Origin of the sequence: Sorangium sp. So ce448, from assembly GCF_051520915.1 — a bacterium.
Classification (GTDB): Bacteria; Myxococcota_A; Polyangia; order Polyangiales; family Polyangiaceae; genus Sorangium; species Sorangium cellulosum_B.
Map to the genome: position 1 here is coordinate 11,852,312 of NZ_CP150343.1, position 22,262 is coordinate 11,874,573.

The window sequence follows — 22,262 nt, forward strand, 5'->3', positions numbered from 1 at the left end:
CGTCGTCCAGGCCCTTCGAACCGCGCTCATCGACGTGAAGCGGCTCCGCCAGCAGAACCGGGAGCTCCTTCGGGCCTCGAGGGAGCCCATCGCGATCGTCGCGATGAGCTGCCGTTTCCCGGGCGGCGTCCGCACCCCCGAGGACCTCTGGGCCCTGCTCGAGAGCGGACGCGACGCGGTCTCCGCGTTCCCCGACGACCGGGGCTGGAGCCGCGGGGACCTCTACGGCTCGGAGCCCGAGGCGCAGGGCAAGATCTACCCGCGCGAGGGCGGCTTCCTCGCGGAAGTCGATCGATTCGACGCGGACTTCTTCGGGATCAGCCCCCGCGAAGCGCTCACGCTGGACCCTCAGCAGCGCGTCTTGCTCGAGACGGCGTGGGAGGCGATCGAGCGCGCGGGCATCGACCCCATGTCCCTCCAGGGCAGCCAGACAGGGGTCTTTGTCGGTGTCATGTACAACAACTACGCGTCGCGCGTCGTGCGATCTCCCGACGTCGAAGGCTACGTCGGGTTCGCGAGCTCCGGCAGCATGGTGTCGGGCCGCCTCGCGTACACCTTCGGTCTCCACGGACCCACCGTCACCGTCGACACCGCGTGCAGCTCGTCGCTCGTCGGGATCCACCTTGCTTGCCAGTCGCTCCGCCAGGGGGAATGCTCTCTCGCGCTCGCCGGCGGCGTCACGGTCATGGCGTCACGGAGCGCGTTCGACGGCCTCCGCTTCCTCGGCGGCGCGCCGGACGGCCGATGCAAGTCGTTCTCCGCGGACGCCGACGGCGCGGGGTGGTCCGAGGGCGCGGCCATCCTGCTCCTCGAGCGGCTCAGCGACGCGGAGCGAAACGGCCACGCCGTGCTCGCCGTGATCCGCGGCTCGGCGGTCAACCAGGACGGCAAGAGCCAAGGCATCACCGCCCCCAACGGCCCTGCGCAGGAGCGCGTCATCCGCGAGACGCTCGCGGCGGCTCGGCTCTCCCCCGAAGACATCGACGCCGTCGAGGCCCACGGCACCGGGACCACCCTGGGCGATCCCATCGAGGGCCAGGCGCTCCTCGCCACCTACGGACGAGCCCATTCCAGCGAGCGCCCGCTCTGGCTCGGCAGCCTCAAGTCGAACCTCGCTCACACGCAGGCGGCCGCCGGTGTCGGCGGGGTCATGAAGATGGTGCTCGCGCTCGGCCACGCCAAGCTGCCCAAGACGCTGCACGCCGGCCACGCCTCGCCGCAGATCGACTGGTCAGCGGGCACCCTCCGCCTCCTGACGCAGCCTGTGCCTTGGCCAGCCGGGGAACGTCCTCGCCGCGCGGGCATCTCCTCGTTCGGCGCCTCCGGCACGAACGCGCACCTGATCCTGGAAGAGGCTCCTCTCGCGCCGCCCAAAGAGGCGCCTCCTTCAGAGCCCGCCGCTCGCCTCCCGCCGACCCTGCCCATCGTCGTGTCCGGGAAGACGAGGCCCGCGCTCCTCGCGCAAGCCGAGAGGCTGCGCGCCCATCTCGCGGCTCATCCCGCGCTCGCGATCGTCGATGTCGCCTCGTCGCTCGCCACGACCCGCTCCCATTTCGACCATCGCGCCGTCGTCGTCGCAGGAGACCTCGAGCGGGCCATGGATGCGCTCGAGGCCGTACGGCATGGCCGAGCGCACCCCGGCGCCGTCGTCGGAGAGAAGCTCCGCGGCGGGAAGATCGGCGTGCTCTTCACCGGACAGGGCAGCCAGCGCCCGGGAGCGGGCCGCGCGCTCTACGACACCTTCCCGTCGTTCCGCGCCGCCCTCGACGCCGTCGCCGCGCACCTCGACCGCGAGCTCGAGCGCCCGCTGCGCGACGTCCTCTTCGCGGCGGAGGGCACCCCGGAGGCCGCGCTCCTCGACCAGACCGTCTTCACGCAGACGGGGCTCTTCGCGCTCGAGGTCGCGCTCTTCCGCTCGCTCGAGGCGTGGGGCTTCCGGGCGGACTACCTCCTCGGCCACTCGATCGGGGAGCTCGTCGCTGCCCATGTCGCCGGCGTCCTCACCCTCGAAGATGCCGCTGCCCTCGTCGCGTCGCGCGCGAAGCTCATGCAGGCCCTGCCGCCCTGCGGGGCCATGGTCACGCTCGCGGCGTCGGAGGACGAGGTGCTCGCCGAGATCGCCCGAAGGAGGTGCCGCGTCGACGTCGCGGCGCAGAACGGGCCTACCTCCACGGTCATCTCCGGCGACGAAGACGCCGCGCTCGCGCTCGCGTCGCACTTCGAGGCGCTCGGCCGGAAGACGTCGCGCCTCCGCGTGAGCCACGCGTTCCACTCGCACCACATGGACGGCATGCTCGGCGCATTCGCGCGCGTGGCGCGCGGGGTAACGTACCGACCCGCGCAGATCCCGATCGTGTCGAACGTCACCGGCAAGCTCGCCTCGTGCGACGAGCTGGGGTCCGCCGAGTACTGGGTCCAGCACGTGCGCAAGGCCGTCCGGTTCCTGGACGGCGTGCGCGCCCTCGACGCCGAGGGGGTATCGACCTACCTCGAGCTCGGCCCGCGCGGCGTGCTGTCGGCGCTCGGATCGGACGCGCTGGCGGACGGCGCTCGCGCCGCCGCCTTCGTCCCCGCCCTGCAGAAGGATCGACCCGAGATCGACGCGCTCATGGCGGCGCTCGGGGCGCTGCACACGCGCGGCGCGCCCGTCGATTGGAGGGCCTTCTTCGCCCCGTATCGCCCGCGTCGCGTCGACCTGCCGACCTATCCCTTCCAGCACGAGCGGCTCTGGCCCGACGCGGCTCGCGCAGACCAGGTCGATCTGGCGTCCGCAGGGCTCGCGTCGGCGGACCATCCTCTCCTCGGTGCCGCGATCGCGCTGGCGGAGACCGACGGAGTGGCCTTCACCGGACGGCTCTCGCTCCAGAAGCACGCGTGGCTCGCGGGGCACGCCGTGCTCGGGACCGTCATCCTGCCGGGAACGGCGTTCGTCGAGCTCGCGCTCCTCGCCGGGCAGCGCGTGGGGCTCGAGCGGGTCGACGAGCTCACCCTCGAGGCCCCGCTGGTGCTCGACCCGGCAGGCGCCGTCCTCCTTCAGGTCTCCGTCGGCGCCCCGAACGAGACGGGCCGACGCGCCATCGCGATCCACGCCCGGCCGGACGATCCGGCGCTCGAGGGCTCCTGGACGCGCCACGCGAGCGGCCTCCTCGGCCCGCGCGCCGAGGAGGCTCCGCTCGACCTCAGCGTCTGGCCGCCGGCCGGGTCCGAGCCGATCGCGCTCGACGGGCTCTACGAGCGCCTCCGCGACGCGGGCTACGCCTACGGCCCTGACTTCCAGGGATTGCGCGCCGCCTGGAAGCTGGGCGGGGATTTCTTCGCCGAGGTCGCGCTCCCCGAGGCGACCGCGAAGGACGCCGGCCGCTTCCGCCTGCACCCGGCCCTGCTCGACGCCGCTTTCCACGCGCTCCTCCTGCGCCCAGGCGCGCAGGCCGACGGCGACGTGCAGCTCCCCTTCGCGTGGACGGGCGTCTCCTTGCATGCGCCCGGAGCCTCGTCCTTGCGCGTGCGCTTCGGCCCGCCGCCGGACGAGCGAGGCATGGTCGCGCTGACGATCGCCGACGGAGACGGCAACCCCGTCGCCTCCATCGAGAACCTGGAAGGCAGGCCCGCGTCGCTGACCCAGATCCGCGATCACGAGCAACGGACCGTGGATCGCTGGCGGTATCACGTCGTCTGGAGGCCGATCGCCGCATCGACGTCGGCCGACCTCCGCGGAAGGTGGCTCGTCGTGGCCGCGACCGCCGCCGACGCCGAGGGCGCCCCCTCCCTTACCGCAGCGATGACGAAGCTCGGCGCCGAGATCGTGCACGTGCCGCTGGGCGAGGAGGACGTGGACCGCGACCACCTCGCCGGCCGCTTGCGTCGCGCCGCCGGCGAAGGCGGTCCGATCCGGGGCGTGCTCTCCCTGCTCGCTCTGGAGGAGGCGCCGCTCGGCGCCTACCCCGCCCTGCCCACAGGGCTCGCGCTCACGCTCGCGCTCGTGCAGGCGCTCGGCGACGCGGGCATCGCCGCGCCGCTCTGGATGGTGACCCGCGGCGCCGTGTCGGTGGGGAGCTCCGACCCCGTGTCGCGTCCGCTCCAAGCGATGGTCTGGGGACTTGGTCGTGTCATGGGCCTCGAGCACCCGGATCGCTGGGGCGGGCTCCTCGACGTCAGCGAAGGCATCCAGGAGGCCGCCGTCGCGCGGCACCTCGCGTGCCTCGGCGCGCGCGACGACGAAGACCAGCTCGCGCTTCGGGCCGAGGGGCTGTTCGCGCGCCGCCTCGTGCGAGCGCCGCTCGGGGACGCGACGCCCGCGCGCGCGTTCGAACCCAAGGGGACGGTCCTCGTGACCGGCGGCACGGGGGCGCTCGGGGCGCACGTCGCGCGCTGGCTCGCGGCGCGAGGAGCAGAGCACCTCGTGCTCGCGAGTCGTCGCGGGGAGACGTCGCCGGGCGCCGCCGCGCTCCGCGACGAGCTCAGCACGCTCGGCGCGCGCGTCACGCTCGCCGCGTGCGACGCCGCCGACAGGCAGGCGGTAGCGAAGCTCCTCGCCGAGCTCGACGCCGGAGGCTCCCCCGTGCGCGCGGTCGTCCACGCGGGCGGTGTCCCGAGCCAGTCGGCCCTTCAGGCGACGACCCTCTCCGAGCTGTCGGAGGTCGTCTCGGGCAAGGCCATGGGAGCGCAGCACCTCCACGAGCTCCTCGGGGCCCGTGAGCTCGACGCGTTCATCCTGTTCTCGTCGGGAGCGAGCGCGTGGGGCGGCGGACAGCAGGGGGCCTACGCTGCGGCGAACGCCTTTCTCGACGCGCTGGCCGAACACCGTCGCGCCATGGGACGAGCGGCCCTCTCCGTCGCCTGGGGCGCCTGGGGCGGAGGCGGCATGGTGAACGACGACGCCGCCACCTCGCTGCAGCTTCGGCGGCGAGGTCTCGCGCCGATGGCGCCGCCCCTCGCGATCACGGCCCTCTCGCAGGCGGTCGAGCACGACGAGACGACGGTCGTCGTCGCGGACATCGACTGGGCTCGCTTCACCCCATCTTTCGCGGCGGCGCGCGCGCGACCGTTGCTCCACGACCTGGCCGACGCGAGGCGCGCGCTCACGCCGAGCGCGGACCCAGCCGGCGCCCGCACGTCCACCTTGACGGAGCGCCTCCAGGCGCTGCCTCCGTCGGAGCACGAGCGAGCGCTGCTCGACATTGTCCGAACCGAGGTCGCGCTGGTCCTCGGTCTGAGGTCTCCGAGCGGGCTCGACACGGATCGCCCCCTTCAGGAGCTCGGGCTCGACTCGCTCATGGCGGTCGAGCTCCGGAACCGACTCGCCGCCGCCTCGAAGCTGCGGCTCCCGGCGACGCTGCTCTTCGATCACCCCACCCCAGCGGCCCTGGCGAAGGTCTTGCTGGAGAAGATCGGGCCTCAAGCCGGCTCGAGCGCCTCCTTCGCGGAGGTGGATCGGCTGGAGGGGGCCTTGTCGACCGCGTACGCCGACGAGGCGATGCGCCCCGAGCTGACCAAGCGCTTGAAGGCGCTCCTCTCGAAGTGGACGCAGACCGAGCGCGCGTTCCCCGAGCAAAGCTTGACCACGCAGCTCGAGGCAGCGAGCGACGAAGAGCTCCTCGCGCTGATCGACAACTTCACCGGTGAGGCCGTCCTGTGAAACCCATTGACGACAACGTTCGCGACTATCTGAAGCGCCTCACGGTCAGCCTCCAACGTAGCCAGCAGCGTCTGCGCGAGGTCGAAGAGAGCCGGCACGAGCCGATCGCGGTCGTGGCGATGGCTTGCCGCTACCCTGGAGGCGTCTCCACGCCGGAAGACCTGTGGCGGCTCTTGCAGACCGGCGAGGACGCCATCTCCGGCTTCCCCGAGAACCGTGGCTGGTATCTCGGAGACCTCGACGACGCCGAGGAGGCGAAGCTCCCCGCGCGCGAGGGCGGTTTCCTCGCCGACCCCGATCGGTTCGACCCCGCCTTCTTCGGCATCAGCCCGCGCGAGGCGCTCGACATGGACCCTCAGCAGCGCGTCCTGCTCGAGACCGTGTGGGAGTGCATCGAGCGGGGCGGCATCGACCCCACGGCGCTTCAAGGGAGTCAGACCAGCGTCTTCGTCGGGGTCATGTACAACACATACTCGTCGGCTCGGATGGTGGGCTCTCCAGAGCTCCTCGAGGGCTACTTCGGGATCGGCAGCACGGCGAGCATGCTGTCGGGCCGCGTCGCGTACACCTTCGGCTTTCACGGGCCGACGGTGACGGTCGACACCGCGTGCAGCTCCTCGCTCGTCTCGGTCCACCTGGCCTGCCAGGCGCTGCGCCTGGGCGAGTGCTCGCTCGCCGTCGCCGGCGGGGTCACCATCATGGCCTCTCGTGGCGCGTTCACCGGGCTCAGGGCCCTGGGCGCCGGCGCCCCCGACGGCCGGTGCAAGTCCTTCTCGGCCGAAGCGAACGGCGCGGGGTGGTCCGAGGGCGCCGGCGTCGTGCTCCTCGAGCGTCTCTCGGACGCGCAGCGGCACGGTCACCCTATCCTCGCCGTCATCCGCGGCTCTGCGGTCAATCAAGACGGCAAGAGCCAGGGCATCACCGCTCCCAACGGACCTGCTCAGCAGCGCGTCATTCGCCAGGCCCTCGACAACGCCAGGCTCGCTCCCCAGGACGTCGACGCCGTCGAGGCCCACGGCACCGGCACCGCCCTCGGCGATCCCATCGAGGCCCAGGCCCTCCTCGCGACCTACGGACAGGCCCACTCCAAGGACAATCCCCTCTGGCTCGGCAGCCTCAAGTCCAACCTGGGCCACACCCAGGCCGCCGCCGGCGTCGCCGGACTCATGAAGGTCGTCCTCGCCCTGCAGAACGGCGTGTTGCCCAGGACCCTCCACGCCCAAAACCCTTCTCCCCACGTCGATTGGTCGACCGGCACCGTCCGCCTCCTGACCGAAGCCCTGCCCTGGCGACCCAAGCAAGCAGGCGCCCGCCGCGCTGCCGTGTCCTCCTTCGGCGCTTCGGGGACCAACGCCCATGTCATCGTCGAAGAGGCGCCCGCTGCCAGCGTGACCGAGGTCGCTGAGGTCGCTACCGCTCCTGCACCTCCCCCGCTCGCCCTCCCCGTGCTCCTGTCCGGCAAGAGCGCTGACGCGCTTGTCGCCCAGGCCGCCCGGATGCGCGCTTTCCTCCTCAACAGCCCGCACCTCGCCCTCGTCGATCTCGCCTCCTCCCTCGCCGTCACGCGAGCGCAGTTCGAGCATCGCCTCGTCGTCGTCGCCCACGACCGAGCCGAGTTGCTCGACGCCCTCGACTCGGTCGCCGAGCGCCGCACGGCCCCGAGCGCCGTGCTCGGGCAGACCGTTCGCGGCGGCAAGCTCGCTGTGCTCTTCACCGGACAGGGCAGCCAGCACCCGCGCATGGGGCGCGCTCTCTACGACGCGTTCCCCGCTTTCCGCAGCGCCCTGGATGCCGCCCTCGCTCACCTCGATCCCAAGCTCCCCGAGGTCTTGTTCGCCGAGGAACGGTCCGAGCTCGCCGCCCTGCTCGATCAAACCGCCTTCACGCAGACCGCGCTCTTCGCCCTCGAGGTCGCGCTCTTTCGCCTCTTCGAGACCTGGGGCATCAAGCCCGACTTCCTCCTCGGACATTCCATCGGCGAGCTCGTCGCCGCCCACGTCGCCGGCGTCCTCTCCCTCCAGGACGCCTGCGCTCTGGTCTCGGCGCGCGCCAGCCTCATGCAAGCCCTCCCTTCAGGGGGCGCTATGGTCACGCTGCAAGCCTCCGAGGAGGAGGTCGTCGCGGCCAGCGCAGGCAACCCGCGCGTCGCCATCGCCGCGCTGAATGGCCCTTCGTCGACCGTCGTCACCGGCGACGAGGATGCCGTCTTCCACGTGGCCCGCCGCCTCGAGGCACAAGGCCGCAAGGCCACACGCCTGCGCGTCAGCCACGCCTTCCATTCGCACCACATGGACGCCATGCTCGCGGCCTTCGGTCGCGTCGCTCGCGGCCTGACCTTCCACCCAGCGCGCATCCCCATCGTCTCCAACGTCACGGGCAAGCTCGCAACGGACGAGCTCTCTTCGCCCGAGTACTGGGTTCGCCACGTCCGCGAGGCCGTGCGCTTCCTCGACGGCGTCCGCGCGCTCGAGCGCGAAGGCGTTTCCTCCTTTCTCGAGCTCGGTCCTCACGGCGTGCTGTCCGCGCTCGGACATGACGCCTTGTCGACCCACGTCGCCTTCCTCCCTGCCATGCGCAAGGGCCGCCCCGAGGTCGAGACGCTCCTCGCCTCCCTCGGCGCACTCCACACCCGAGGCGTCCGCCTCGATTGGCCCGCCTTCTTCGCTCCCTTCCTCGCTCGCCGCGTCGATCTGCCGACCTATCCCTTCCAGCACGAGCGGCTCTGGCCCGACGCGGCTCGCGCAGACCAGGTCGATCTGGCGTCCGCAGGGCTCGCGTCGGCGGACCATCCTCTCCTCGGTGCCGCGATCGCGCTGGCGGAGACCGACGGAGTGGCCTTCACCGGACGGCTCTCGCTCCAGAAGCACGCGTGGCTCGCGGGGCACGCCGTGCTCGGGACCGTCATCCTGCCGGGAACGGCGTTCGTCGAGCTCGCGCTCCTCGCCGGGCAGCGCGTGGGGCTCGAGCGGGTCGACGAGCTCACCCTCGAGGCCCCGCTGGTGCTCGACCCGGCAGGCGCCGTCCTCCTTCAGGTCTCCGTCGGCGCCCCGAACGAGACGGGCCGACGCGCCATCGCGATCCACGCCCGGCCGGACGATCCGGCGCTCGAGGGCTCCTGGACGCGCCACGCGAGCGGCCTCCTCGGCCCGCGCGCCGAGGAGGCTCCGCTCGACCTCAGCGTCTGGCCGCCGGCCGGGTCCGAGCCGATCGCGCTCGACGGGCTCTACGAGCGCCTCCGCGACGCGGGCTACGCCTATGGCCCTGACTTCCAGGGATTGCGCGCCGCCTGGAAGCTGGGCGGGGATTTCTTCGCCGAGGTCGCGCTCCCCGAAGCGACCGCGAAGGACGCCGGCCGCTTCGGCCTGCACCCGGCCCTGCTCGACGCCGCTTTCCACGCGCTCCTCCTGCGCCCAGGCGCGCAGGCCGACGGCGACGTGCAGCTCCCCTTCGCGTGGACGGGCGTCTCCTTGCATGCGCCCGGAGCCTCGTCCTTGCGCGTGCGCTTCGGCCCGCCGCCGGACGAGCGAGGCATGGTCGCGCTGACGATCGCCGACGGAGACGGCAACCCCGTCGCCTCCATCGAGAACCTGGAAGGCAGGCCCGCGTCGCTGACCCAGATCCGCGATCACGAGCAACGGACCATGGATCGCTGGCGGTATCACGTCGTCTGGAGGCCGATCGCCGCATCGACGTCGGCCGACCTCCGCGGAAGGTGGCTCGTCGTGGCCGCGACCGCCGCCGACGCCGAGGGCGCCCGCTCCCTTACCGCAGCGATGACGAAGCTCGGCGCCGAGATCGTGCACGTGCCGCTGGGCGAGGAGGACGTGGACCGCGACCACCTCGCCGGCCGCTTGCGTCGCGCCGCCGGCGAAGGCGGTCCGATCCGGGGCGTGCTCTCCCTGCTCGCTCTGGAGGAGGCGCCGCTCGGCGCCTACCCCGCCCTGCCCACAGGGCTCGCGCTCACGCTCGCGCTCGTGCAGGCGCTCGGCGACGCGGACATCACCGCACCTCTCTGGCTCGCCACCCGCGGCGCCGTTTCCGTCGGACCTTCCGACCACATCACCAGCCCTCTCCAGGCCATGATCTGGGGGTTCGGTCGGACCGTCGCCCTCGAACACCCCGAGCGCTGGGGTGGGCTCATCGATCTCGCAGCCACGCTCGATCCCACCATGCTCGAGCCCCTCGTCGGCGCCCTCGCTGGCCGCGACGAAGACGCGCTCGCGCTCCGCGCCACCGGTCTCTTTGCGCGGCGGCTGGTGAGGGCGCCTTTGGGCGAGGCCTCCCCGCTCCGACCCTTCGATCCGCGTGGCACCGTCCTCATTACCGGCGGAACCGGCGCCCTCGGCGCGCACGTCGCTCGCTGGCTCGCGCAGCGCGGCGCAGAGCACATCCTCCTCACCAGCCGCCGCGGCCTCGACGCCCCCGGCGCCCCGCAGCTCCGCGACGAGCTCACCGCGCTCGGCGCTCGCGTCACCGTCGCCGCCTGCGACGCCGCCGACCGGCGCGCGCTCCAGGCGCTCTTGGACACGCTGACGCCACAAGCCCCTCTCACGGCCGTGTTCCACACCGCCGGCGTCATCGACGATGGCGCCGTCGCCTCCCTTACGGCCGAGCGTCTGAGCGGCGTCTTGCGCGCCAAGGCCGATGCCGCGGCACACCTGCACGAGCTCACGGCGAAGCTCGACCTCTCGGCCTTCGTCCTCTTCTCCTCCGCGGCCAGCGTGCTCGGCAACGCCGGGCAAGCCAGCTATGCAGCGGCGAACGCCTTCCTCGACGCGCTCGCCGAGCATCGCCGCGCGAATGGACGACCCGCGACGTGCGTGTCCTGGGGCGCCTGGTCCGGCGGCGGCATGGTCACCGACCACCTCGCCAAGGAGCTCGCGCGGCGCGGCCTCTCGTCGATGCCGCCGTCTCAGGCGATCGCGGCGCTCGCAAAGGCGCTCGACCACGACGAGACGCACGTCATGGTCGCCGACCTCGACTGGGCGCGCGTCGCACCCGCATTCGCGACCGGCCGGCCTTGTCCGTTGCTCGGAGACATCCCCGAAGCGCGACGAGCGCTCGCGAGCTCGCTCGCGCCCGCGCGGTCAAAGTCGCTCGACGAGCGCCTGGCGTCGATGTCCGAGCAAGAGCGCGAGCGCGCGCTGGTCGACCTCGTCAAGGCCGAGGCGGCCAAGGTCCTCGGCCATTCTTCTCCGGCTGCGCTCGAGGCGAGCCGCCCCCTGCAAGAGCTCGGGCTCGACTCCCTCATGGCCGTCGAGCTTCGAAACCGCCTCGCCGCGACCGCGGGCCTGCGACTGCCCGCGACGGTCGTCTTCGATCACCCGACGCTGGACGCGCTCGCGCGCTTCCTCGGCGCACAGCTCTTCGGTGGCGAAGCGAGGCAAGCTCCGCTCGCGCCATCCACGCCAGCGACGGTGAACACCGACCCGATCGCGGTCGTGGCGATGGCTTGCCGCTACCCTGGAGGCGTCTCCACGCCGGAAGACCTGTGGCGGCTCTTGCAGACCGGCGAGGACGCCATCTCCGGCTTCCCCGAGAACCGTGGCTGGTATCTCGGAGACCTCGACGACGCCGAGGAGGCGAAGCTCCCCGCGCGCGAGGGCGGTTTCCTCGCCGACCCCGATCGGTTCGACCCCGCCTTCTTCGGCATCAGCCCGCGCGAGGCGCTCGACATGGACCCTCAGCAGCGCGTCCTGCTCGAGACCGTGTGGGAGTGCATCGAGCGGGGCGGCATCGACCCCACGGCGCTTCAAGGGAGTCAGACCAGCGTCTTCGTCGGGGTCATGTACAACACGTACCCGTCGGCTGGGATGGTGGGCTCTCCAGAGCTCCTCGAGGGCTACTTCGGGATCGGCAGCGCGGCGAGCATGCTGTCGGGCCGCGTCGCGTACACCTTCGGCTTTCACGGGCCGACGGTGACGGTCGACACCGCGTGCAGCTCCTCGCTCGTCTCGGTCCACCTGGCCTGCCAGGCGCTGCGCCTGGGCGAGTGCTCGCTCGCCGTCGCCGGCGGGGTCACCATCATGGCCTCTCGTGGCGCGTTCACCGGGCTCAGGGCCCTGGGCGCCGGCGCCCCCGACGGCCGGTGCAAGTCCTTCTCGGCCGAAGCGAACGGCGCGGGGTGGTCCGAGGGCGCCGGCGTCGTGCTCCTCGAGCGTCTCTCGGACGCGCAGCGGCACGGTCACCCTATCCTCGCCGTCATCCGCGGCTCTGCGGTCAATCAAGACGGCAAGAGCCAGGGCATCACCGCTCCCAACGGACCTGCTCAGCAGCGCGTCATTCGCCAGGCCCTCGACAACGCCAGGCTCGCTCCCCAGGACGTCGACGCCGTCGAGGCCCACGGCACCGGCACCGCCCTCGGCGATCCCATCGAGGCCCAGGCCCTCCTCGCGACCTACGGACAGGCCCACTCCAAGGACAATCCCCTCTGGCTCGGCAGCCTCAAGTCCAACCTGGGCCACACCCAGGCCGCCGCCGGCGTCGCCGGGCTCATGAAGGTCGTCCTCGCCCTGCAGAACGGCGTGTTGCCCAGGACCCTCCACGCCCAAAACCCTTCTCCCCACGTCGATTGGTCGACCGGCACCGTCCGCCTCCTGACCGAAGCCCTGCCCTGGCGACCCAAGCAAGCAGGCGCCCGCCGCGCTGCCGTGTCCTCCTTCGGCGCTTCGGGGACCAACGCCCATATCATCGTCGAAGAGGCGCCCGCTGCCAGCGTGACCGAGGTCGCTGAGGTCGCTACCGCTCCTGCACCTCCCCCGCTCGCCCTCCCCGTGCTCCTGTCCGGCAAGAGCGCTGACGCGCTCGTCGCCCAGGCCGCCCGGATGCGCGCTTTCCTCCTCAACAGCCCGCACCTCGCCCTCGTCGATCTCGCCTCCTCCCTCGCCGTCACGCGAGCGCAGTTCGAGCATCGCCTCGTCGTCGTCGCCCACGACCGAGCCGAGTTGCTCGACGCCCTCGACTCGGTCGCCGAGCGCCGCACGGCCCCGAGCGCCGTGCTCGGGCAGACCGTTCGCGGCGGCAAGCTCGCTGTGCTCTTCACCGGACAGGGCAGCCAGCACCCGCGCATGGGGCGCGCTCTCTACGACGCGTTCCCCGCTTTCCGCAGCGCCCTGGATGCCGCCCTCGCTCACCTCGATCCCAAGCTCCCCGAGGTCTTGTTCGCCGAGGAACGGTCCGAGCTCGCCGCCCTGCTCGATCAAACCGCCTTCACGCAGACCGCGCTCTTCGCCCTCGAGGTCGCGCTCTTTCGCCTCTTCGAGACCTGGGGCATCAAGCCCGACTTCCTCCTCGGACATTCCATCGGCGAGCTCGTCGCCGCCCACGTCGCCGGCGTGCTCTCCCTTCAGGACGCCTGCGCTCTGGTCTCGGCGCGCGCCAGCCTCATGCAAGCCCTCCCTTCAGGGGGCGCTATGGTCACGCTGCAAGCCTCCGAGGAGGAGGTCGTCGCGGCCAGCGCAGGCAACCCGCGCGTCGCCATCGCCGCGCTGAATGGCCCTTCGTCGACCGTCGTCACCGGCGACGAGGATGCCGTCTTCCACGTGGCCCGCCGCCTCGAGGCACAAGGCCGCAAGGCCACACGCCTGCGCGTCAGCCACGCCTTCCATTCGCACCACATGGACGCCATGCTCGCGGCCTTCGGTCGCGTCGCTCGCGGCCTGACCTTCCACCCAGCGCGCATCCCCATCGTCTCCAACGTCACGGGCAAGCTCGCAACGGACGAGCTCTCTTCGCCCGAGTACTGGGTTCGCCACGTCCGCGAGGCCGTGCGCTTCCTCGACGGCGTCCGCGCGCTCGAGCGCGAAGGCGTTTCCTCCTTTCTCGAGCTCGGTCCTCACGGCGTGCTGTCCGCGCTCGGACATGACGCCTTGTCGACCCACGTCGCCTTCCTCCCTGCCATGCGCAAGGGCCGCCCCGAGGTCGAGACGCTCCTCGCCTCCCTCGGCGCACTCCACACCCGAGGCGTCCGCCTCGATTGGCCCGCCTTCTTCGCTCCCTTCCTCGCTCGCCGCGTCGATCTGCCGACCTACCCCTTCCAGCGCGAGCGGTTCTGGCCTGACGCACCCACCCCTCCGAGCGCCGATCTCGCGTCAGCGGGGCTCGCCTCCGCGAACCATCCGCTGCTCGGCGCTGCATTCGCGCTGGCGGACAGCCACGGGTTTCTCTTCACCGGTCGCCTTTCGCTATCGCAGCACCCATGGCTCGCCGGTCACGCGGTGTTCGGCACCGTCATCCTGCCGGGCACGGCGTTCCTCGATCTCGCCCTGTTCGCCGCGCATCGCGCCGGCCTCGAGCGGATCGAAGAGCTGACGCTGGAAGCTCCCCTCGTGCTCCCCGCGCAGGGCGGCGTCCTCGTGCAGATCGCGGTCGGCACGCCCGACGACGCGGGCCGCCGCTCGCTGACCCTCCACGCGCGGCCGGACGACCGCGGAGACGAGGCTCCATGGACGAGGCACGCGAGCGCGCTCCTCGGCCCGGACGTCGCGTCCGCTCCTGTCGACCTCGCGACCTGGCCGCCCGCGGGCGCCGAGCCGATCTCGACCGACGGCCTCTACGAGCGCCTCGCCGAGGCGGGATACGGCTATGGCCCGGGCTTCCAGGGGCTCCGAGCGGCCTGGAAGCGAGGCGAAGAGGTCTTCGCCGAGGTCCGATTGCCAGAGGAGGCTGCTGCAGAGGCGGGACGGTTCGGCCTCCATCCGGCGCTGCTCGACGCGGCGTTCCACTCGCTCGTGCTTCAGGGTTATGACGACACGGGCGAGGTCCAGCTGCCCTTCTTCTGGGGCGGCATCTCTCTCCGCGCCACCGGAGCGTCGGCGCTGCGGGTGCGCTTCACCAAGGGGGACGAGGGAACGCTCTCCCTCGCGATCGCCGACGGCTCGGGCACGCCGGTCGCGTCGATCGCGAAGCTGCGAGGCCGGCCCGCCTCCTCCAAGCAAGTCCAGACGAGCGATCAGCGCCTCCTCGATCGCCTCTGCTACCGGGTCGTCTGGAAGCCGAAGCCCAGCGCCGCGCCTTCCGACGTGCGCGGAAGCTGGTTGTTGGTCACCCCTGTGAGCGCCGGACAGCAAGAGCTCACGCGCGCGATCTCGCTCGGCTTGACGCGCCTCGGAGCGAACATCGTCGAGCTGCCGCTCTCGGACGAAGACCTCGCGCGGGAGCAGGTGCTCGCGCGCGTGCGGGAGGCGACGCGCGGAGGGCTCTCCGTCCGCGGTGTCCTCTCGTTGCTGGCCCTCGACGAGGCTCCGCTGGATGCGCACCCGGCGGTCCCGGCTGGGCTCGGGCGGACCCTCTCCCTTGTGCAGGCCCTCGGCGACGCGGACATCGGGGCGCCTCTCTGGCTCCTCACGCGCGGCGCCGTCGCCGCGGCGCCCTCCGACCGCGTCGAGAGCCCCGCGCAGGCGATGATCTGGGGCCTCGGTCGCGTGGTTGGCCTCGAGCACGCCGAGCGATGGGGAGGCCTCGTCGATCTTCCGGAGCGCCTCGGCACAGCGGAGCTCGATGCGCTCTTCGCCGCGCTCGGCGAGCGGGACCACGAGGATCAGCTCGCGCTGCGCGCCGCGGGGATGCTCGTGCGGCGCCTCGTCCGCGCGCCGCTCGACGCCGCCACGAGCCCGCGCGCGCTCGGGGGCAGCGTGCTCATCACGGGCGGGACCGGCGCGCTCGGAGGTCACGTCGCGCGCTGGCTGGCGAGGCAGGGCGCCGAGCACCTCGTGCTCGCGAGCCGGCGCGGGGCCGGCTCTCCCGGCGCGGACGCGCTCCGCGAGGAGCTCGCCTCCCTCGGCGCGCGCGTCACCCTCGCCGCCTGCGACGTGGCCGATCGACAGGCGGTCGCGAAGCTCCTCGCGGAGATCGACGCCGCGGGCCCGCTCCGGGCGGTCATCCACGCCGGCGGCGCCATGCCGCAATCGCCGCTCGCGGCGACGACCCTCGACGATCTCGCCCGCGCCGTCGCGGGCAAGGCGGCTGGCGCGAAGCACCTTCACGACCTGCTCGGTGACAGGCGGCTCGACGCCTTCGTCCTCTTCTCCTCGGGCGCGAGCGCGTGGGGAGGCGGCCAGCAGGGCGCCTACGCCGCCGCGAACGCTTATCTCGACGGGCTGGCCGAGCACCGGCGCGGGCTCGGCCTGACGGCGACGTCGGTGTCCTGGGGCGCCTGGGCTGGCGGAGGCATGGTCGCCGACGACGCCACGACGACGCGCGAGCTCCGGCGCCGAGGCCTCTCGCCGATGGCGCCCTCGGTCGCGCTCCAGGCCCTCGCGCGAGCGCTCGATCGCGACGCGACGACGCTCACCGTCGCCGACATCGACTGGGCGCGGTTCGCTCCCGCGTTCGCGGCTGCGCGTCCGCGGCCGCTCCTCGACGACATTCCGGAGGCGCGGCGCGCGCTCCGCTCGCCGAGCGCGCGGCAAAGCGCGGGCTCATCGACGCTGAAGGACCGGCTGCTCCCCCTCTCGCCGCCCGATCGCGATCGCGCGCTCCTCGACGCCGTGCGCGTCGAGGTCGCTGCCGTCCTCGGCGTCGCGTCGCCGAGCACGCTCGAGCGTGACCGTCCGTTGCAGGAGCTCGGGCTCGACTCCCTCATGGCCGTCGAGCTTCGCAACCGGCTCGCCGCGACCGCGGGGCTGCGGCTCCCCGCGACGCTCCTCTTCGATCACCCGACGCCGGGCGCGCTCGCGCGCTTCCTCGGCGCGCAGCTCCTCGACGGCGAAGCGAGGCAAGCTCCGCTCGCGCCATCCACGCCAGCGACGGTGAACGACGACCCGATCGTGATCGTCGCGATGAGCTGCCGCTTCCCGGGCGCCGTCCGAACGCCCGAGGACCTGTGGCAGCTCCTCGAGCGCGGCCGCGACGCGGTCTCGGGGTTCCCCCAAAACCGCGGCTGGAGCCTCGATCCCCTCGATCGGGGCCCCGAGGCGGACGGCCCGCACGAGGGCGGGTTCCTGTCGGACCCCGATCAGTTCGACCCGGCCTTCTTCGGCATCAGCCCTCGCGAGGCGTTCGACATGGACCCTCAGCAGCGCCTCATGCTCGAGACCGCGTGGGAGGCGCTCGAACGGAGCGGCGTCGACCCGACCTCCCTCCAGGGCAGCCAGACCGGCGTCTTCGTCGGCCTCATGTACAACAACTACTCCTCCCGCACGGTGCCCGACGCCCATGCCGAGGGCTACCTGGGCCTCGTCAGCTCGGCCAGCGTCGTCTCGGGGCGCATCGCGTACACGTTCGGCTTCCACGGGCCGACCGTCACGATCGACACGGCGTGCAGTTCCTCGCTCGTCGCGCTCCACCTCGCCTGCCAGGCCTTGCGCGCGGGCGAGTGCTCCCTCGCGCTCGCAGGTGGGGTCACGGTCATGTCCTCCCGCGGGGCGCTCGACGGCCTGCGCTTCCTCGGCGGCGCGCCGGATGGCCGCTGCAAGGCGTTCTCCGCCGGGGCGAACGGCGCGGGTTGGGCGGAGGGCGCCGGCGTGGTGGTCCTCGAGCGCTACTCCGACGCGAAGAGGCACGGGCATCCTGTCCTCGCGGTCGTCAAGGCCTCCGCCGTCAATCAAGACGGCAAGAGCCAGGGCATCACCGCCCCGAACGGCCCAGCGCAAGAGCGCGTCATCCGACAGGCTCTCGCCAACGCGCGGCTCGCCCCCGAGGACGTCGACGCCGTCGAAGCGCACGGTACGGGGACACCCCTCGGCGACCCCATCGAGGCCGGAGCCATCCTTGCCACGTACGGCGAGGCTCACTCGAGCGAGGCTCCTCTCTGGCTGGGCAGCCTCAAATCGAACCTCGGGCACACGCAGGGCGCGGCCGGCGTGGGCGGCGTCATCAAGATGGTGCTCGCCCTGCAGCACGGAGTCCTCCCGAAGACGCTGCACGCGGACAACCCGTCGCCGCACATCGACTGGTCGTCCGGCGCGGTCCGCCTCCTCACCGAATCGGTGCCTTGGCGGAGGAACGGGCGTCCTCGCCGCGGCGGCGTCTCCTCCTTCGGTGCCTCCGGGACCAACGCCCACGTCATCCTCGAAGAGGCCCCCGCCCCGACGCACGCCGAGGCGCCCGGCGCGCGCGCTCCGAGGACGGAAGCGCTCCCTGTGCTCGTGTCCGCCAAGACCGAGCCGGCGCTCCGAGCCCAGGCGGAGCGATTGCACGCGCACCTCGCGGCGCGTCCCGACCTCGAGCTCGTCGACCTCGCGTCCTCGCTCGCGACGACGCGCTCCCATTTCGATCATCGTGCAGCGGTCGTGGTCCATGACCATGAAGATCTGAGCGAGGCGCTCGGGGCGATCGCTCGAGGCGAAGCCGCGCCTACCGGCGCCATCGGCAAGGCTGTGCACGACGGCAAGCTCGCGCTGCTCTTCACGGGACAAGGCAGCCAGCGCCCCGGCATGGGACGCGCGCTTTACGACGCCTTCCCCGCGTTTCGCGGCGCCCTCGACGCCGTCTGCGGCCACCTCGACCGCGACCTCGACCGGCCGCTCTGCGACGTGCTCTTCGCCGCCCAAGGGTCGGAAGACGCGGCCCGGCTCGATCGGACGGCGTTCACCCAACCCGCCCTCTTCGCGCTGGAGGTCGCCCTGTTCCGCCTGCTCGAGACGTGGGGAATCAGGCCCGACGCGCTGCTCGGCCACTCCATCGGCGAGCTCGTGGCCGCGCACGTCGCGGGCGTTCTGTCGCTCGAAGACGCGTGCGCGCTCGTCGCCGCGCGCGCGAGGCTCATGCAAGCGCTCCCGACGGGCGGCGCCATGATCGCGCTGCAAGCCGCCGAAGCAGAGGTGCTCGCGGCGCTCGCGGAGGGCGACGGGCGCGTCACGATCGCCGCGCAGAACGGGCCCGCTTCCACCGTCATCGCGGGCGACGAGGACGCAGCCCTCGCGATCGCCTCGCGCTTCGAGGCGCGGGGTCGGAAGACGTCGCGCCTCCGGGTCAGCCACGCCTTCCACTCCCATCACATGGATGGAATGCTCGAATCCTTCCGGGGCGTGGCGCAGCGCTTGACGTTCCACCCGCCGCGCGTCCCGATCATCTCGAATGTCACGGGGGCGGTCGCGTCCGCCGACGAGCTCCGTTCACCGGACTATTGGGTGCGCCATGTGCGGAGCGCCGTCCGCTTCCTGGATGGCGTGCGCGCCCTCCAGACGCAGGGGATATCCACCTTCCTCGAGCTCGGCCCGCACGGCGTCCTTTGTGCGCTCGGACAGGACGCGTCGTCGGCCGACGACGCGTTCGTCCCGACGCTTCGCAAGGATCGACCCGAGCTCGACGCGCTCACGGCCGCGCTCGGGGCGCTCCATACGCGCGGCCTCTCCGTCGACTGGGAAGCTTTCTTCCGTCCGCTCGGCGCGCGCCGCGTGGACCTCCCGACCTACGCGTTCCAGCGCGAACGATTCTGGCTCGACCCGGCGAAGTCGCCGGTCGATCGACGGAAGGCCGGCGCGCCAGAGGAGGACGGCTTCTGGCAGGCCGTCGAGCGAAGTGATGTCGACGTCCTCACGCATACCCTCGGCTTGGCGGACGAAGGCGAACGCTCGGGGCTGTCGCAACTTCTCCCAAAGCTCTCGACATGGCGCCGGCAGCGCCAAGAGCGAGCCGTGATCGACGGATTGCGCTACCGCGTGGCCTGGAACCCGCTCACTAGCACATCGACGGAGATCATCGCAGGGACGTGGCTGCTGGTCGTGCCTGCCCAGCTCGCCGACGAGGATCTCGTTCCTCTCCTCGATCGCGCGCTCGCCAAGCGCGGGTCCGCCAACATCGTCGTCCGTGTGGCTCCGGGTGAGGCCGACCGCGCGCTCCTCGCCGCGAAGTTGCGAGGAGCCCTCGCAGGCGCAACGCCCCGCGGCGTCCTCTCGCTCGCGGCCCTCGATGAATCTCGAGAATTCCCACAGGTCGCGGCCTCCGCCGGGCTCGCGCTCACGCTCGCGCTCGTGCAGGCGCTCGGCGACGCGGACATCACCGCACCTCTCTGGCTCGCCACCCGCGGCGCCGTTTCCGTCGGACCTTCCGACCACATCACCAGCCCTCTCCAGGCCATGATCTGGGGGTTCGGTCGGACCGTCGCCCTCGAACACCCCGAGCGCTGGGGTGGGCTCATCGATCTCGCAGCCACGCTCGATCCCACCATGCTCGAGCCCCTCGTCGGCGCCCTCGCTGGCCGCGACGAAGACGCGCTCGCGCTCCGCGCCACCGGTCTCTTTGCGCGGCGGCTGGTGAGGGCGCCTTTGGGCGAGGCCTCCCCGCTCCGACCCTTCGATCCGCGTGGCACCGTCCTCATTACCGGCGGAACCGGCGCCCTCGGCGCGCACGTCGCTCGCTGGCTCGCGCAGCGCGGCGCAGAGCACATCCTCCTCACCAGCCGCCGCGGCCTCGACGCCCCCGGCGCCCCGCAGCTCCGCGACGAGCTCACCGCGCTCGGCGCTCGCGTCACCGTCGCCGCCTGCGACGCCGCCGACCGGCGCGCGCTCCAGGCGCTCTTGGACACGCTGACGCCACAAGCCCCTCTCACGGCCGTGTTCCACACCGCCGGCGTCATCGACGATGGCGCCGTCGCCTCCCTTACGGCCGAGCGTCTGAGCGGCGTCTTGCGCGCCAAGGCCGATGCCGCGGCACACCTGCACGAGCTCACGGCGAAGCTCGACCTCTCGGCCTTCGTCCTCTTCTCCTCCATGGCCGGGGTGCTCGGCAACGCCGGGCAAGCCAGCTATGCAGCGGCGAACGCCTTCCTCGACGCGCTCGCCGAGCATCGCCGCGCGAATGGACGACCCGCGACGTGCGTGTCCTGGGGCGCCTGGTCCGGCGGCGGCATGGTCACCGACCACCTCGCCAAGGAGCTCGCGCGGCGCGGCCTCTCGTCGATGCCGCCGTCTCAGGCGATCGCGGCGCTCGCAAAGGCGCTCGACCACGACGAGACGCACGTCATGGTCGCCGACCTCGACTGGGCGCGCGTCGCACCCGCATTCGCGGCCGGCCGGCCTTGTCCGTTGCTCGGAGACATCCCCGAAGCGCGACGAGCGCTCGCGAGCTCGCTCGCGCCCGCGCGGTCAAAGTCGCTCGACGAGCGCCTGGCGTCGATGTCCGAGCAAGAGCGCGAGCGCGCGCTGGTCGACTTCGTCAAGGCCGAGGCGGCCAAGGTCCTCGGCCATTCTTCTCCGGCTGCGCTCGAGGCGAGCCGCCCCCTGCAAGAGCTCGGGCTCGACTCCCTCATGGCCGTCGAGCTTCGAAACCGCCTCGCCGCGACCGCGGGCCTGCGCCTACCTGCCACGCTGCTCCTCGACCATCCGACGCCCCTCGAGATCGCGAAGCACCTGTCGACTCAATTGGGCACCCGTGGCGCGGCCCCCTCCCGCACGCCAGAGCCGGCGGCGACGCCCTCCGACGGGTCTCCGAACGTGACTCTGATTCCGCTCATCAAGCAAGCGCATGAAGCGTCCGCGCCCGATCTGGCGATGCAAATGATCGACACCGCGCTCCGGATTCGGAATGCTCACCAGCCGCCGCGAACGGCAGAGCCGCACGCCCCGCTGCGCGTGGCGACCGGGCCTGGGCTGCCTCTCATTTGCTGCCACTCGGTCTCCCTCGTGGGGACACCGTTCGAATACGACGTCTTCGCCTCGGCGTTCCGCGGCGTGCGCGACGTGTGGGTGCTCCGGTATCCCGGCTTTGCTCCCGGAGAGGCGCTCCCCGCCGATCTCCCGTCCTTCATCGACAATCAAGCGCGAGCGATCGAGCGTCTCATTCCCGCCGGGGCTTCCTTCGCGCTGCTCGGCAATTCGTCCGGCGGGCTCGTCGCGCACACGATCGCAGAGCGGCTCGAGCACGCCGGCGTGGCGCCGAGCGGCCTCGTCCTGCTCGACACGTTGTTTCCGGGCGGCATCTCGCAGGGGACTGGGAGCGCCATCGTCGAGAATTGGATGGCCGTTCTCGCCAGGTCCTCGCGATTCGATCACGAGCTCACGGCGGCGACATGGTACATCAATTTCTTCCTCCAGTGGTCCGCGAAGCCGGTCGACGCGCGAACGCTCTACGTCCGCTGCGCCGATGGCCTCGTCCCGAACGGCAAGGGCGAGCACAAGCCGCGGCCTTGGCCGTTCCACCACGATTTCGTCGAGGTGCCTGGAACGCATCATCAAGTGGTATCGACCTACGCGGAGAGCACCGCGCGAGCCGTCAATGCGTGGCTCTCGACGCTCCAACCGAACGCGAGATCTGCCCAGCAGGACGGAGCACCCGTCCGCTGGAAGCGGGAGCGAGACGAAACAATGGTCAAATAGAACGGTGTCCGAGCCAGGGTGCGTCAGCGGCGAAGCGGCCGAGGTGATGCTCGCGCAGGGGTCGATCTTCGTGCTTCGTGGCCGGCTCGCGCGCCTCGCTCGGACCGCGGAGGGGATGCTCGACCCGGCAGAGCGAACGAGCGGGCGGTTGGCTGCTGAAGACGGCATCCCTGCCTCCTGGCGACTTCGGGGGTGTCCGCGGAAGCGGGGAGGACCAAGCCCTCGCTGGACCGGCGGCTCGAGCAATGGCGCGTCCATGCCGACAGGCGTGGTCCATGCTCTGCAGCCCGGCATTGTAAGGGAAATCGCCGGCCAGAAATCAATGGCAGGGCCGCGGCGATTCCGGTGCACGCCCGGCGCACACCGATGTC

At 72.0% G+C, this 22,262-nt stretch carries 1 protein-coding gene and 1 pseudogene; both read left to right on the top strand.

What is annotated here, in order from left to right:
• Positions 1 to 13: 13 nt before the first annotated feature.
• Positions 14 to 5,635, top strand: a pseudogene (locus WMF45_RS44735) (SDR family NAD(P)-dependent oxidoreductase); the annotation flags it as partial.
• Positions 5,632 to 21,891 carry a type I polyketide synthase gene (locus WMF45_RS44740; protein WP_437712866.1) on the top strand — a complete coding sequence of 5,420 codons (16,260 nt, stop codon included), beginning with the start codon at positions 5,632 to 5,634 and terminating at the stop codon, positions 21,889 to 21,891. The pseudogene WMF45_RS44735 and the gene WMF45_RS44740, both read left to right, overlap by 4 nt.
• Positions 21,892 to 22,262 lie beyond the last annotated feature (371 nt).